The organism is Testudinibacter sp. 'clade 2', from assembly GCF_006227735.1.
Taxonomy (GTDB): domain Bacteria; phylum Pseudomonadota; class Gammaproteobacteria; order Enterobacterales; family Pasteurellaceae; genus Chelonobacter.
In genome coordinates this window covers 38,528-53,318 of record NZ_VDHB01000016.1, presented here as the reverse complement: position 1 = coordinate 53,318, position 14,791 = coordinate 38,528, and the positions used below count along the sequence as shown (strand labels likewise).

Here is a 14,791-nt window from a genome sequence, read left to right as displayed (position 1 = left end):
ATTTTACCGATTAAAATAATTAGTGAGGTTAGTATCAATATTCCACTTAAATAATCAAGCCATAACTGGAAAAAATATGAGTTATCGCACATTTTTTATTAAAACAAGTTCAAAAAACGAACAGATTTCACATTTTATAAACGAATTTAAACACTATATTAACGCCCTTTCTGCCAGCTAAAAACCACCCTCAATCCCTAGTTTGCCACAAAATGCCGCCCGGCTTTATTCTCGTCCAACGCTACAATCAGACGATGGTAATTCTCGAAGCGTAGCGGGTGAATTTTCCCCTGCTTGACAGCTTGTTGCAGCATGCAGCCCGGATCGTCCAAGTGCTTACAATCGCGAAATTTACAACCGCCCAAATAGGGCTGAAACTCACGATATCCATTGGTGATGGTATTGCTATCTAAGTGCCATACGCCAAATTCTCGAATGCCCGGGGAATCAATCACCTCGCCACCGCACTTTAAACGAATCAAACGCGAAACCGTAGTGGTATGTTGTCCCAAACCGGAATTTTCACTCACCGCGCCGATGGGTAATCCTAAGTGCGGTTCCAAATAGTTCAATAAACTGGATTTTCCGACACCGGATTGCCCGACAAAAATGGCACATCCTTGACTCACCAACTCAGTAAATTGTGCTATATTCTCACCTGACTGTGTTGACAACATCAACACTTGATAACCAATATTACGATAGATATCAAAAAGTTGCTCAACCTCTTGTCGCTCATTTTTCTCGCATAAATCTACTTTATTCAACACCAGAATCGGTTCGATGCCCAAACTTTCACAAACCACCAAATAACGGTCAATGATATTGCTGGAAAAGTGCGGTAACATGGCTGACACAATAAAAATTTTATCAATATTAGCGGCAATCAATTTAATGCCATCATAATAATCCGGGCGCGACAGCACATTTTTACGTGGCTGCACCGCCTCCACCACGCCGCTAATGCCTTGCAGCTGCTGGTGCCCGGCACGCCACAACACATAGTCGCCAACCACTAAGTTACTGACGGTACGACGTAGATTACAGCGAAAAACCTCTTGATTATGACCTTCAATATCCGCATGCAGCGCATAACGTGAGATCACCCGCCCTTGCTGAATCTCGCCCAGCATTTCATCTTGCCATTCCACGCTATCTCGTTTTTCTTTTTTACGCTGTTGGTAATCATTCAACGTTTTCTGCTTGTTGGATTGGATCCTGCGTTTCTGGTTTTTGGTTAGCTTTTGTTTACTCAAAAAATTCATTACCCCTGATTATTTTTACGCTAGAATAGCGCCTGAATTTGAATCATTAGGATACCTTATATTATGCAATTAGATAAACAAAATCTGATTTGGATCGATTTGGAGATGACCGGCTTAGATCCTGAAAAAGAGCGGATCATTGAAATCGCCACCATTATCACCGATAAGGATTTGAATATCCTCGCCGAAGGGCCGGTACTGGCAATCCATCAGTCCGAGCAACAGCTCGCCGCTATGAGTGACTGGTGTGTCAAAACCCACACTGCCAACGGTTTGGTACAACGGGTGAAAGAGAGCAAACTGACCGAACGTGCCGCCGAGTTACGTACCTTGGACTTTTTAAAAAAATGGGTGCCGAAGCACTGTTCACCGATTTGCGGCAACAGCGTAGCGCAGGATAAACGTTTTTTATTTAACTATATGCCTGAATTAGCAGATTATTTTCATTACCGCTATTTAGATGTCAGCACACTCAAAGAACTTGCCGCACGTTGGAAACCTAGCGTTTTAGACGGGTTTAAAAAACAAAATACCCATCTGGCTCTGGACGATATTCGTGAATCCATCGCCGAACTGGCGTACTATCGGCAGCACTTTATCAATTTAGAATAATCTCTCTTTTGCTCACAAAATAATCTAATTTTATTTTGTGAGCCAGTTCTCATTGCTGTTATTTTCATCGTGACAAAAGCGCTTTTCTGTGAATACTCGATAACTGATTTTTCGTAATTTTCACCACTTATTTTGGGAAATAAATATGAAAATCTTAACCTTCACGTTAAAGACTTGGTTTAATCAAGATCACAAACTTGCCTACCCGTTTCCATAACCACGATTCGGATAAATATCCTTTTCTCTCCAGCATATGCCAAGCTTGATTTGGCACCATTGCACATCCTTTATTTGTTAACTCAACAAATAAGGGCTTACTTTATTCTAAAAAAGGATCATTATTATGAATCATTTTAAACATTTACCTGAACCGTTTCGTATCCGCGTGATTGAACCGGTGAAAACCACCAGTCGCGAATACCGCGAACGCGCGATTTTAAATGCCGGCATGAACCCGTTTTTATTGAACAGCGAAGATATTTTTATTGATTTATTGACCGATAGCGGTACTGGCGCTATCACGCAAAATATGCAAGCAGCCATGCTGCGCGGCGACGAAGCCTACAGCGGCAGTCGCAGTTACCACACGCTATCCGCCACCGTTAAACAGATTTTTGGGTATCAGCATACGATTCCGACCCATCAAGGACGCGGTGCTGAACAGCTTTATATTCCGGTGTTGATCCGTAAAAGAGAACGTGAAAAGGGCGGTAAGCCGGATAGCATGGTAGCTCTCTCAAATTATTTTTTCGACACCACGCAAGGTCATACCCAGATCAATCGCTGTGTCGCGAAAAACATTTATTGTGCCAATGCATTTAATACTGATGTTTATGAAGATTTTAAAGGCAATTTTGACCTTGCTAAACTGGAGCAAGCGATTATCGAAATCGGTGCCGAAAAGGTTCCCTATATCGTCAGCACCATCACTTGCAACTCTGCCGGCGGACAGCCGGTTTCACTCGCTAACTTGAAAGGTGCCTATGAAATTGCACAGAAATACCAAATTCCGGTGGTGATGGACTCTGCCCGTTTTGCTGAAAACGCCTATTTTATTCAACAGCGTGAAGCCGCTTATGCCGATTGGAGCATAGAACAGATCACCTACGAGGCTTATAAATACGCCGATATTCTGGCAATGTCTGCCAAAAAAGATGCGATGGTACAAATCGGCGGCTTGCTGTGTTTCAAAGACGACAGCCTGCTAGATGTCTATACCGAATGCCGCACTTTGTGCGTGCTGCAAGAAGGGTTTCCGACTTACGGCGGCTTGGAAGGTGGCGCCATGGAGCGGCTTGCCGTCGGCTTGGTCGATGGTATGCGCCAAGACTGGCTCGCCTATCGAATCCAACAAGTGCAATATCTGGTGGACGGCTTACAAGCCGTCGGCATTTATTGTCAGCAAGCCGGTGGACACGCTGCTTTTGTCGATGCCGGAAAATTGTTACCGCATATCCCGGCAGAGCAATTCCCCGCCCATGCTTTAGCATGTGAACTGTATAAAACCGCTGGCATAAGAGCCGTAGAAATCGGCTCGCTTTTGCTGGGACGCAATCCGCAAACCGGTAAGCAGCACCCTTGTCCGGCGGAGCTGCTACGGCTGACGATTCCTCGTGCAACCTACACCCAAACGCATATGGATTTTATTATTGAAGCTTTTCAGAAAATAAAAGAAAATATCCATAATATTAAAGGGTTAGAATTTGTGTATGAACCACCGATTTTGCGGCACTTTACCGCACGCCTAAAAGAGGTTGATTGAACCGATTGATTGATAACCTGTTTTATTCGATAAAGTGCGGTCAGCGCAGCAATCAGACCGCACTTTCACCCGATTCTTGCGTTTATGGAGTGTTACACATGAAAAAACAACCTTCTTTAATCGGCGGTTCTTGTGTTATTGCCAGCGTTTGTGTCGGTGCCGGCATGCTGGGCTTACCCAGCGCTGGCGCCGGCGCTTGGACAATTTGGTCATTAATCGCAATTACCCTGACCATGTTAGTCATGACAGTATCCGGCTGGCTGCTGCTAGAAGCCTTTCAGCACTATGATATCCGCGCCTCTTTTGACAGCGCTACCCGCGATTTATTAGGTAAAGAGATTAATTTTATCAATAATTTAGCAGTGTATTTTGTCGGCTGTATTTTACTTTATGCCTACACCACCTCCTCGGGTCTAATCATCGCACAACTACTGGATATCTCCTCCAATATAGCTGCGGTTTTATTCGTGTTCATCTTCTCAGCTTTTGTGTGGTATTCCACCAAAGCTGTCAGCCGAATTTCGGTTGTGTTAATCGCATTTATGATTCTCAGCTTCATTTTTAGCATTTCCGGTATGTCACTGCATATTGACCTCAATATCTTGTTTGACCGCAACAGCCACGACAGCGAATACGCCCGTTATCTGATGGTATTGCTGCCGATCGCACTGACCTCGTTTGGTTACCACCACTCGGTTGCCTCAATGCGAATTCATTATGGTGAAGAGCGAAAAGCACAAAAAGCAATTCTGGGTGGCACGCTGATCGCACTTGGATTTTATGCGCTTTGGCTGCTCAGCATTTTTGGCAATTTACCGCGCGATCAGTTTGCGCCGGTGATCGCACAAGGCGGCAACGTCGATGCTTTGTTAAACGCCCTAAGTGCGGTCATCGACTCGCAGCAAGTCAGCCACGCAATCCATGGATTCTCGATGGCGGCAATTCTCTCCTCATTTATCGGTGTCGGTCTGGGACTATTCGATTTCTTGGCAGATTTTTTCCAATTCGACAACAGCCGCAAAGGGCGAAGCAAAACTTGGCTACTGACCTTTCTGCCGCCATTGGTCATGTCATTACTGTTTCCGTTCGGATTTGTGATGGTCATCGGCTATGCCGGTGCTGTCGCAACCATTTGGACTTGCATGACACCGGCACTGCTCGCCAGAAAATCGCGTCAATTGCATCCTGAAGACAGCGGCTTTAAGGTAAAAGGTGGCAAGGTCACTATCTATTTAGTAATGTTATTCGGGCTGTTGGTCGCGATGTTCCATATTTTGGCGATGCTTGGCAAATTACCGAATTACCTCGGATAATGCCCTAGGGTCTGTTGATCTTTGTTTATAATTTAAGCTATAGACCCTATAATCGTTTTGGATTATCAAACATCAACAACCCCTAATAAGGCATTTTGCTATCGCTCACGGTTTTTCAAGTAAAATGTCTTAATTTCCATCAATCAAAAATTTTTTTTAAATTTAGGCTTGCAGGCAAATTATTTTTTTGTATAATGCACCCCACTGATAACGTCAGTACCTATCTTAAATGCGGGAATAGCTCAGTTGGTAGAGCACAACCTTGCCAAGGTTGGGGTCGCGAGTTCGAGTCTCGTTTCCCGCTCCAAATTTTCAAATAACTCTTTTTTCTATACTATCTATTTTAAACACTACTTACAGCAAAAGTGCGGTTTTGATCGTGCATTGCCACTCAAATTCCTCTATGATTAACATTCCGATTCACCACTTATATAATATCCATTATCTGCTATGCCGTTATTGCACAACCCAACTTACACCACCCAATTCGATAATGAAGCGCAATTACTTGAGTTTGCCGCGCATTTAAGCCATCTACTGACACAATCTAGCGCACTAGAACAAAACAACGGTTTTGTTGTCTATCTATATGGTGATCTGGGGGCAGGGAAAACCACCTTCAGCCGTGGTATGATTCAGGCAATGGGGCACAGCGGCAATGTAAAAAGCCCGACCTATACCTTAGTGGAAGAGTATCATTTGGCAACAGCAGCCATCTACCATTTCGATCTTTATCGTTTGGCGGATCCTGAGGAACTAGAGTTTATGGGCATTCGAGATTACTTCCAATCCGGCTCGCTGCTGTTGTTGGAATGGCCGGATAAAGGAAGCGGCATGATCCCAGCAGCCGATCTCAGCCTGCGTCTGAGTTATCTGGCACAAGGACGAGAATTATCTCTGACTGCACACAGCGCTATTGCGCAACAAATTATTTGCCAACTGCCGTAAAACTACGGAAAATAGACGGCTTGAATATAAAACGACCTGACGAAAGATCATAGAATGAAAAAAACCGCTTTATTTTTAACCTACCTTTTAACATTATTATTGGGTTTAATCAGTTTTGCCGCCAATGCCGGCACGTTGACCTCAATTGAGGTCAAAAATGCGGCTAAAAGTACCAAGATCGAATTTTCTTTCTCGTTGGCAACCAAATACAGCTATTTCACACTGCAAAATCCGGAACGTTTAGTCATCGATTTTGCCAACAGCCAAAGTCATGCCAATCTGCTGCCGAAAAAAATCAGTGGCAGTGTTGCCACCAATTTGCGCACCAGCAATCCACCACGCTCGTCGACCCTGCGGGTGGTTTTAGAGCTTAGCCAAAAAAGCAATTTCAAATTTCAAAATAACGGTAAAAAAATCATCCTGTCACTGGATAATCCAGTCGGCAAAACCGCAACTGCGTCACCTAATGAAGCGACTGCCAAATCGACAAGCACTAAAGCAACAAACAAGGATACCAGCAGCAATAACAATAAGCCCGTCCGCAATTCTGCTTCACGCAGTGGAGTCTTTATCATCGCAATTGATGCCGGACACGGCGGGAAAGATCCGGGCGCTATTGGCACCGGTCTAGGGCTGCGTGAAAAAAATGTCACTTTACAGATTGCGAAAGAGTTAAAAGCGCTACTCGATAAAGATGCCCGTTTTAGAAGTGTGTTGACCCGCACTGGCGACTATTACATTTCAGTGCCTGACCGTTCTGAAATTGCACGTAAAAACAAAGCGAATTATTTAATTTCGATCCATGCCGACTCCAACAGTTCTTCCTCACTGCGCGGTGCTTCGGTTTGGGTGTTGTCAAACCAGCGCGCCAGCAGCGAAATGGGACGCTGGTTGGAAGATCACGAAAAGCAATCAGAACTGCTCGGCGGCGCTGGTAATGTGCTGGCTTCTCATGACGAGAAATACTTGAACCAAACCGTATTGGATCTGCAATTCGGGCATTCACAACGGGCTGGTTACCAACTGGGTCAATCCATTTTGAAACGTTTCGGACGTTTTGCCAAATTGAGTAAAAATGTACCACAACATGCGAGCCTCGGCGTGCTACGGTCACCGGATATTCCTTCGGTGTTGGTCGAAACCGGTTTTTTATCTAACCATGAAGAAGAGAATAAATTAGCCACGCCGGCTTATCGCCGCCAGATCGCCAACGCCATCTATCTCGGTTTGATCGACTATTACAACAGCAGTGGCGAAGCGGTCAGCAGCAAAGGCAGCAGTACCGCCAGCAACAGCAAAAGTGCGGTCAGCAACAACACGCCGGCTTACCACACCGTGAAAAACAACGAAACCTTGGGTGCCATTTCGATCAAATATAATATCAAGCTGCGTGAATTACGCCGTTTGAATAACTTAAACAATGATAATGTGCGTGTCGGGCAGAAAATTAAACTGCGCGACTAAACCAAAAAGAGTGAGATAGCCATGCCGATTCAAATTCTCTCGCCACAACTGACCAATCAGATCGCCGCCGGCGAAGTGGTAGAACGTCCGGCTTCGGTGGTGAAAGAGCTGGTTGAAAACAGTTTAGACGCCGGTGCTGACGAGATTCACATCGAAATTGAAAATGGCGGCGCCGGGCTGATCCGTATTCGTGACAATGGTTTCGGCATTCCCAAAGCAGAACTGGGATTAGCACTATCTCGTCACGCCACCAGTAAGATCAGTACGTTAGAAGATCTGGAGGCCATTTTAAGTTTAGGTTTTCGCGGCGAAGCCCTTGCCAGTATCAGTTCCGTCTCACGCCTGACCTTGACCTCTCGCCCGCCGCAACAAGCGGAAGCATGGCAGGTTTTTGCACAAGGTCGGGAGATGGAAACAACGATACAACCTGCCGCCCACCCAGTTGGCACTACTGTCAATGTGGCGAACCTATTTTTTAATACGCCGGCACGCCGCAAATTTCTTCGTACCGAAAAAACCGAATTTAACCATATCGACGAAGTAATCCGCCGAATTGCGTTGGTCAAACCGCAAACTGCATTTATCCTGAGCCACAACGGCAAAGTGGTGCGTCACTATCGCAAAGCAACCGATCCACAACAAAAAATTAAACGCCTAGCCGCAATTTGTGGGCAGGATTTTGTCAACCACGCCTTGCAAATTGATTGGCGTCATAATGATCTACATCTTTATGGCTGGGTGGCAGACAGTGGTTTGTTACGCCCGCAAAATGACCTGAATTACAGCTATGTCAACGGCCGTATGATGCGTGATAAAACCATCAACCACGCGGTACGCCTTGCTTACGGTGAACATATCCCCAGCGAAAGCTATCCGGCGTTTGTGCTGTTTATCGATTTGGATCCGTCGCAAGTGGATGTCAATGTGCACCCGGCAAAACACGAAGTGCGGTTTCACCAAAACCGTCTGGTACACGATTTTATTCATCAAGGCGTATCACATGCGCTCGCATCAGCAACTGAATTGGATTTTGGCGAACACACCAGCAACCCAACTGCCGGCACCACTCGAGCGGCGGCTGGAGAAAATATTTTTGCCGCCGAAACGCAAAATAATAGAAACGCTAATATTGAAAAACTGCGAATTGAAAAACAGCAAATTGAAAAACAAAAAAGTGCGGTCGCTGAACCGACAGCCATATATACTCCTCGTGAGCAGCAAAAAGCAGCTATTCCGCCTTTTGAGCTCCATAAAACGCCTTATACCAAAGCACATGGAACAGCTTACCAAGCCTTATTACACAACGAAAAGCCAACCACTGAAACACGTTATAATCCCGTCGTTGATAAGCCGGAAACGCCACATTTGCGTTTGCTGACGTTATTAAATGCGGAGCAATTGATTCTATTACAGCAGCAGCAACAACTATACTTTGTTTCAGTCAAAGCATTACAACAGGCAAAACTTCAGCTGGCACTGACACAAAACGAAATTCAAACTCAACCGCTGCTGATTCCATTGGTGATTCACCTAAGCCCTGAACAGGCCCGACACTGGCAACAGCAAAAACCGCACTTTGCCCGCTGTGGTTTTGAAATTACCCAATACGGCAATGCAGAAAAAAGCCGCCTGACCCTTAGTGCGGTTCCGGCATTGTTACGGCGACAAAACTTGCAAGCCTGCTTAGTGAGCCTGCTGAATCAGCCGCTTGACCGTTTTGAGGATTTTCTCAAAACCTTAGTGGACAGTCTCGATTTAACGCCGATGCAGTCACTGGCTGATGCCGCCAATGAGTTTGCTACTGTCGAACAACTGGCAACCGATCAAACGGAACAGATTAAACATTTGCTGCTGCCCCTCGATCTGCAACCTTATTTAACCGAGGAAAATCCGAGTGAATGACAGCCAAATCTCCGCCACCGATCATCCAAAACCGACGGCGATTTTTTTAATGGGTCCGACCGCTTCCGGTAAAACCGATCTGGCGATTCAATTGCGCCAACAACTGCCACTGGAAGTGATCAGTGTCGATTCCGCCTTGATTTATCGTGGCATGGATATCGGCACCGCCAAACCTACGCCACAAGAGCTGGCACGAGCACCACACCGCTTGATTGATATTAAAGATCCGGCAGAAAGTTATTCCGCTGCCGATTTTCGTCACGACGCCTTGCACGAAATGCAGCAAATTACTCAGCAAGGCAAAATACCGCTGTTGGTCGGTGGCACGATGTTGTATTACAAAGCCTTACTCGAAGGATTATCGCCATTGCCAGCGGCGGATGACAAAGTGCGGTCTGAGATTGAACAAATTGCCAAACAACAAGGTTGGGCATATTTGCACCAACAACTGCAACAAATCGATCCGGTTGCGGCGGCACGCATTCATCCCAATGATCCGCAGCGGATTAACCGTGCGTTGGAAGTGTATTATATCAGCGGCAAAAGCATGACCGAGTTGACCGAAACTGCCGGCGAAAAATTGCCTTATCGGATTTTGCAATTTGCCATCGCTCCGCAAGACAGGGCGGTATTGCACCAACGTATCGAACAGCGGTTCCATAACATGATTGCGCAAGGGTTTGAGCAAGAAGTACAAAAGTTGTACCAGCGACAGGATCTCCATTTGGATTTACCCTCGATCCGCTGTGTCGGCTATCGCCAAATGTGGGAGTATTTACGCGGTGATTACGATCAAAAAGAGATGATTTATCGTGGAATCTGCGCTACCCGTCAACTGGCAAAACGGCAAATTACGTGGCTGCGCGGTTGGAAATCTGAAATTCACTGGCTGGATAGCCTGAATATTTTACAGGCAAAACAAAAAATCATCCGGATTTTGCAAGAAACATCATCCCGTTAGCGCCTGCCTGATGACATTGTCAAATAAAATTGTTATATTGAAAGCAGGAGACAGACAAGACACCAAGCCGTCATTTCCTGTTCAACCTATTACGCTTGGTACACCATTATAAAAATTCACTATAACTACAAATATGAGGAATCCAACGATGGCAAAAGGACAATCCCTACAAGATCCTTACTTGAATTCACTACGCCGTGAGCGTATTCCCGTGTCGATTTATCTGGTCAACGGTATCAAATTACAGGGACAAATCGAATCATTTGATCAATTTGTTATCTTGTTAAAAAATACCGTCAGTCAAATGGTTTACAAACATGCGATTTCTACCGTCGTGCCGGCTCGTTCGATTTCGCACCACAATAATTCGCAATCGTCTGCAACGGCGAATGACAATAAAGTCGAAAACGACGACAACCAATAGCCGTTGATGGACAAACCATTTGATCGATAATGATAACAACAGCGCTCTCAGTGACAACAAACAGAGCGCTATTTTTGATTGTACCATCGGTGCAGCCAAGGGTGTTCGGGAGCAGTTGCTGGAAAACGAACGCGCCATTTTGGTGCATGTTTTTTTCTCACAGCAAAAAGATCTGGACAACATCGAAGAGTGTCGTCAATTGGCGGCGTCTGCCCAAGTCGATGTGGTCGAGGTACTCACTACTTCTCGCTCTGCGCCACAAGCCAAATACTATCTCGGCGAGGGCAAAGCAGAAGAAGTGGCAGAAGCGGTCAAACTGCATAATGCCGACATCGTGTTGGTCAACCATATCCTCAGTGCCGCACAAAACCGTAATTTAGAACGTTTATGCGGCTGTCGGGTAATTGACCGTACCACGTTGATTTTAGATATTTTCGCCCAACGAGCCCGTTCCCATGAAGGCAAATTACAGGTTGAACTGGCGCAACTGAAGCACATTTCTACCCGTTTAATCCGTGGCTGGACCCATTTGGAACGGCAAAAGGGCGGCATTGGTTTACGTGGTCCCGGTGAAACCCAATTGGAAACTGACCGTCGCTTGATCAAAGTGCGGTTAAGCCAATTGCAGGCGAAACTGGCGAAGGTCACTCAGCAGCGCAATCTCAATCGTAGAACTCGACAAAAAGCCGAAATTCCGACACTTTCACTGGTTGGTTACACTAACGCCGGCAAATCTACGTTATTCAATACCCTGACCACCGCCGAGGTTTATGCTGCGGATCAACTGTTTGCTACACTCGATCCGACACTGCGCAAGCTGAATATCGACAATGTCGGCACTACTATTCTTGCTGATACCGTCGGTTTTATTCGCCATTTGCCGCATGATTTGGTTGAAGCCTTTAAATCCACTCTGCAAGAAACCACCGAAGCGACGTTACTGCTACATGTAATCGACGCCTCCGATGAACGACGCCAAGAGAACATTGAAGCGGTGAACTTGGTATTGGAAGAGATCGGTGCCGAAAACGTGCCGGTGCTGCTGGTGTTCAATAAAATTGATCAGTGTGAAAATGTGCTACCGCATATCGAATATGACGATCAAAACAAACCAAGTGCGGTCTACCTTTCTGCCCAACATGGTGAAGGAATCGAGCTGCTATTGGAAGCGGTTCGGCAAAGACTTGAAAACCAAATCTTACGTTTACAATTGCTATTACCGATAACGGAAGGAAAAGTAAGACACCTATTTTATCAAAATCACTATATTCAAAGTGAAAACATCACTGAAAATGGTGAATTTTTCGTTACATTACAAGTTGATAGCAATAAATGGCAGCAACTTACCGCTCACTTCCCCGATTTAATAAACTATATTAAATAATTTTCTTTTGCTTTCATTTTTCAAATTCGTTACACTCACGTCCAGTTAAAAATCACAATAAAAACGTTATCGCTATCACAAAAACAAGCTAAATTTTAACCAAATCTGTGATTAGGCACACTTTTTATAAAAAAGCGCTTTACTTCATAAATGAAGCCATTCAAAATTAAATCGAAAGAAAACGAAAATATATTCGATTCTTTCGTAAGGGGTTGAAAATGACTAGTACTGTGGAAAGACGCTCACAAATTGTACAAATTGTGAATACTCAGGGCAGCATTCGAGTGGAAGCACTCGCGCAGCTCTGCTCAGTATCCAGCGTTACTATTCGCAGTGATTTGAGTTATTTGGAAAAACAGGGCTATCTACTACGTTCACACGGCTTTGCTTTGCCTAATAACCGTATCATGCATGAATTATCCATAAAAGAGAAACGCAGCCAGCATGCTGATGTCAAAAGTTTAATCGGACAAGCTGCGGTGAAACAGATTCAAAACGGGCAATCGATTATTCTGGATTCCGGAACCACCACCAAAGAAATTGCAGCAAATATGCAGCATCTAAATGAAGTGGTCGTGATGACCAGCGGTTTGGATGTGGCGATGGAACTGGTGAGTGCCGATGGCGTTCAGGTTCGTATGCCCGGTGGGATCTTAAGAAAAAATGCACTCTCTTTTTCCGGAATTTCCGCAGAGAAAAGTTTAGAAAACTATTTTTTTGACAAAGTATTTTTAGGCGTAGACGGCTATGATTTAAAAGTCGGCATCACCACACATAACGAGCAGGAAGCGAATTTGAATCGTCTGATGTGTGATATTTCGACACAAATCATCGTAGTGACCGATTCCAGTAAATTTGGTAAACGCAGCTTTCATGTGATTCGCGAGTTCAGCGGAATTGATATGCTGATTACCGACAGCGGCATTCCGCAAGAATATTTACAGGCTTTTCAGGATCAAGGCGTCGAGGTTATCTTAGCTGATACAAAATAGCGCTAACCAGTAAATACTTTTCTCAACACCATGGCTGGCCCCTTACCAGACACGACATCGACTTATGTCTAATCAATTAAGGAGTTATCATGGAATATTTGGGTCTGAAAACAGAATTACTTGAACAAGCTCAAGCGTTTTGGACTGCAAAAGAGATCTGCCAGCAACCGGATTGTTGGCAACAAACAATGGCGCTGATCGATAACCAACGCCAAGCTATTGACCATTTTCTCGCACCACTCTTTGAGAAAAAAGCCTTACGCATCATTTTGACCGGCGCCGGTACTTCCGCCTTTTCTGGTGAAGTGTTAGTGCCATTTTTTCACCAATTGACCAAACATCACGCCGTGGCTATCGCCACCACTGATTTAGTCTCCAATCCTTATCAATATCTGGATGAAGAGCAACCCACATTACTGATTTCATTTGCACGCTCCGGTAACAGCCCGGAGAGCGCTGCAGCAGTGCAGTTGGTCAACCAAGTGGTGAAACACAGCTACCATTTAATTATCACCTGCAACCAAAACGGTAAACTATACCAAGATTATCATCGCTGCGAAAATGTCTATGCGTTAGCGTTGCCACCGCAAACCAATGACAATGGCTTTGCGATGACTTCCAGCTTCTCGTCAATGACGCTAGCCACTGCAATTATTTTCTTGCAACCGCACTTTGCCGCCGCGTTAGTTAAGCAAGTAATCGCCACCACAACCCAATTTATCCAACAGCAGCACAAACGGATTAAAACCATTGCAGCACAAGAGGTTGAACGGATTGTTTATCTCGGCAGTGGTGGTTTCAAGGGCTTAGCGCAAGAATCCGCCCTTAAGTTACTGGAGCTGACCGCCGGCGAAGTGGTTGCGATGTACGACACACCACTGGGTTTCCGCCACGGGCCTAAATCTATCATCAACGATCAGACCATCGTGATTGTTTATTTATCCAATAATCCATATACCCGGCAGTATGATATTGATCTTTGCCAAGAAATTTTGCGCGATCAAAAAGTCAAAGAATTGCTGATTTTGACCAGTAAGCCGGAGCCGGCACTGCCACAGCATCTACAATTTTGTTTAGACGGATTAGCCGATGAAACCGATCTTGCTTTGGCATTCCCTTATGTGGTTTTTGCCCAGATGTTTTCGTTCTACCGCTCTTTGTTAAGCGGTCACACCACTGATAATCCTTGCCCTAGCGGCGAAGTGAATCGGGTGGTGCAAGGCGTTATCATTCACCCTTATCAACCTTAACCGCTCTTTGCAGCTCAGGAGAAATTATGCCTAATATTGTATTAAGTCGTATCGATGAAAGACTGATTCACGGTCAAGTTGGCGTGCAATGGGTCGGTTTTGCCGGCGCAAATTTGGTGCTGGTGGCTAACGATGAAGTTGCCGAAGATGAAATGCAGCAGAATTTGATGGAAATGGTGCTAGCCGATGGAATCGATGTGCGCTTTTGGCCATTACAAAAAGTGATTGACAATATTCACCGTGCCGCAGACCGACAAAAAATTCTGTTGGTTTGCCGCAGTCCTTCCGACTTTCTAAAATTGGTCGAGGGCGGTGTGCCAGTGAAAAAAATCAATGTCGGCAATATGCACTTTGCCGAAGGTAAACAACAGATTTACAAAACGGTATCGGTCGATCCACAAGATACCGCAGCGTTTAAAAAGCTTCAGCAGCTTGGGGTGGAATGCTATATCCAAGGTGTTCCAACTGAAGAATCAATAGATCTATTTAAACTACTCAAATAAGGAGGCACACC

The 14,791-nt window shown here is 45.1% G+C and carries 12 protein-coding genes, 1 tRNA gene and 2 pseudogenes; 14 read left to right on the top strand and 1 reads right to left on the bottom strand.

The window, feature by feature from the left end:
* Positions 1–197: 197 nt before the first annotated feature.
* Complete coding sequence (gene rsgA, locus FHQ30_RS02180) at positions 198–1,256, bottom strand: small ribosomal subunit biogenesis GTPase RsgA (protein WP_139611090.1); 1,059 nt, start codon at positions 1,254–1,256, stop codon at positions 198–200.
* 72 nt (positions 1,257–1,328) lie between these two features.
* Here rsgA and orn point away from each other — a divergent pair, with 72 nt between their 5' ends.
* From orn to agaV, 14 genes and pseudogenes are all read left to right on the top strand, one after another.
* Positions 1,329–1,877 (top strand): oligoribonuclease, encoded by a 549-nt coding sequence (gene orn / locus FHQ30_RS02175; RefSeq protein ID WP_139611089.1) that lies wholly within the window; start codon positions 1,329–1,331, stop codon positions 1,875–1,877.
* Positions 1,878–2,220: 343 nt separating this feature from the next.
* Positions 2,221–3,639 (top strand): tryptophanase, encoded by a 1,419-nt coding sequence (gene tnaA / locus FHQ30_RS02170; protein ID WP_139611088.1) that lies wholly within the window; start codon positions 2,221–2,223, stop codon positions 3,637–3,639.
* Positions 3,640–3,737: 98 nt separating this feature from the next.
* Positions 3,738–4,952, top strand: coding sequence for an aromatic amino acid transporter (locus FHQ30_RS02165; protein ID WP_139611087.1), 1,215 nt, complete (start codon positions 3,738–3,740; stop codon positions 4,950–4,952).
* 231 nt (positions 4,953–5,183) lie between these two features.
* Positions 5,184–5,259, top strand: a tRNA-Gly gene (locus tag FHQ30_RS02160).
* A 143-nt stretch (positions 5,260–5,402) separates the two neighbouring features.
* Positions 5,403–5,900 (top strand): tRNA (adenosine(37)-N6)-threonylcarbamoyltransferase complex ATPase subunit type 1 TsaE, encoded by a 498-nt coding sequence (gene tsaE / locus FHQ30_RS02155; protein ID WP_139611086.1) that lies wholly within the window; start codon positions 5,403–5,405, stop codon positions 5,898–5,900.
* Between the two features lie 54 nt (positions 5,901–5,954).
* Positions 5,955–6,314, top strand: a pseudogene (locus FHQ30_RS13410) (AMIN domain-containing protein); the annotation flags it as partial.
* Positions 6,315–6,470: 156 nt separating this feature from the next.
* A pseudogene (locus FHQ30_RS13405) lies at positions 6,471–7,139 on the top strand (N-acetylmuramoyl-L-alanine amidase); the annotation flags it as partial.
* Between the two features lie 246 nt (positions 7,140–7,385).
* Positions 7,386–9,266 carry a DNA mismatch repair endonuclease MutL gene (gene mutL / locus FHQ30_RS02145; RefSeq protein WP_139611084.1) on the top strand — a complete coding sequence of 627 codons (1,881 nt, stop codon included), beginning with the start codon at positions 7,386–7,388 and terminating at the stop codon, positions 9,264–9,266.
* Positions 9,267–9,315: 49 nt separating this feature from the next.
* A complete protein-coding gene (gene miaA / locus FHQ30_RS02140) occupies positions 9,316–10,227 on the top strand; it encodes a tRNA (adenosine(37)-N6)-dimethylallyltransferase MiaA (protein WP_139611100.1) in 912 nt (303 codons plus the stop codon).
* A 148-nt stretch (positions 10,228–10,375) separates the two neighbouring features.
* Entirely contained in the window at positions 10,376–10,651 is a 276-nt protein-coding gene (gene hfq, locus FHQ30_RS02135) for an RNA chaperone Hfq (RefSeq protein ID WP_139611083.1), read from the top strand.
* A 70-nt stretch (positions 10,652–10,721) separates the two neighbouring features.
* Positions 10,722–12,035, top strand: a complete 1,314-nt coding sequence (gene hflX / locus FHQ30_RS02130; protein ID WP_139611099.1) for a ribosome rescue GTPase HflX — start codon at positions 10,722–10,724, stop codon at positions 12,033–12,035.
* 218 nt (positions 12,036–12,253) lie between these two features.
* Positions 12,254–13,027, top strand: coding sequence for a transcriptional repressor AgaR (gene agaR, locus FHQ30_RS02125; RefSeq protein WP_139611082.1), 774 nt, complete (start codon positions 12,254–12,256; stop codon positions 13,025–13,027).
* Positions 13,028–13,116: 89 nt separating this feature from the next.
* On the top strand, positions 13,117–14,277 hold the full coding sequence (locus FHQ30_RS02120; protein WP_139611081.1) for an SIS domain-containing protein: 1,161 nt from the start codon (positions 13,117–13,119) through the stop codon (positions 14,275–14,277).
* Between the two features lie 26 nt (positions 14,278–14,303).
* Complete coding sequence (gene agaV / locus FHQ30_RS02115; protein ID WP_139611080.1) at positions 14,304–14,780, top strand: PTS N-acetylgalactosamine transporter subunit IIB; 477 nt, start codon at positions 14,304–14,306, stop codon at positions 14,778–14,780.
* Positions 14,781–14,791 lie beyond the last annotated feature (11 nt).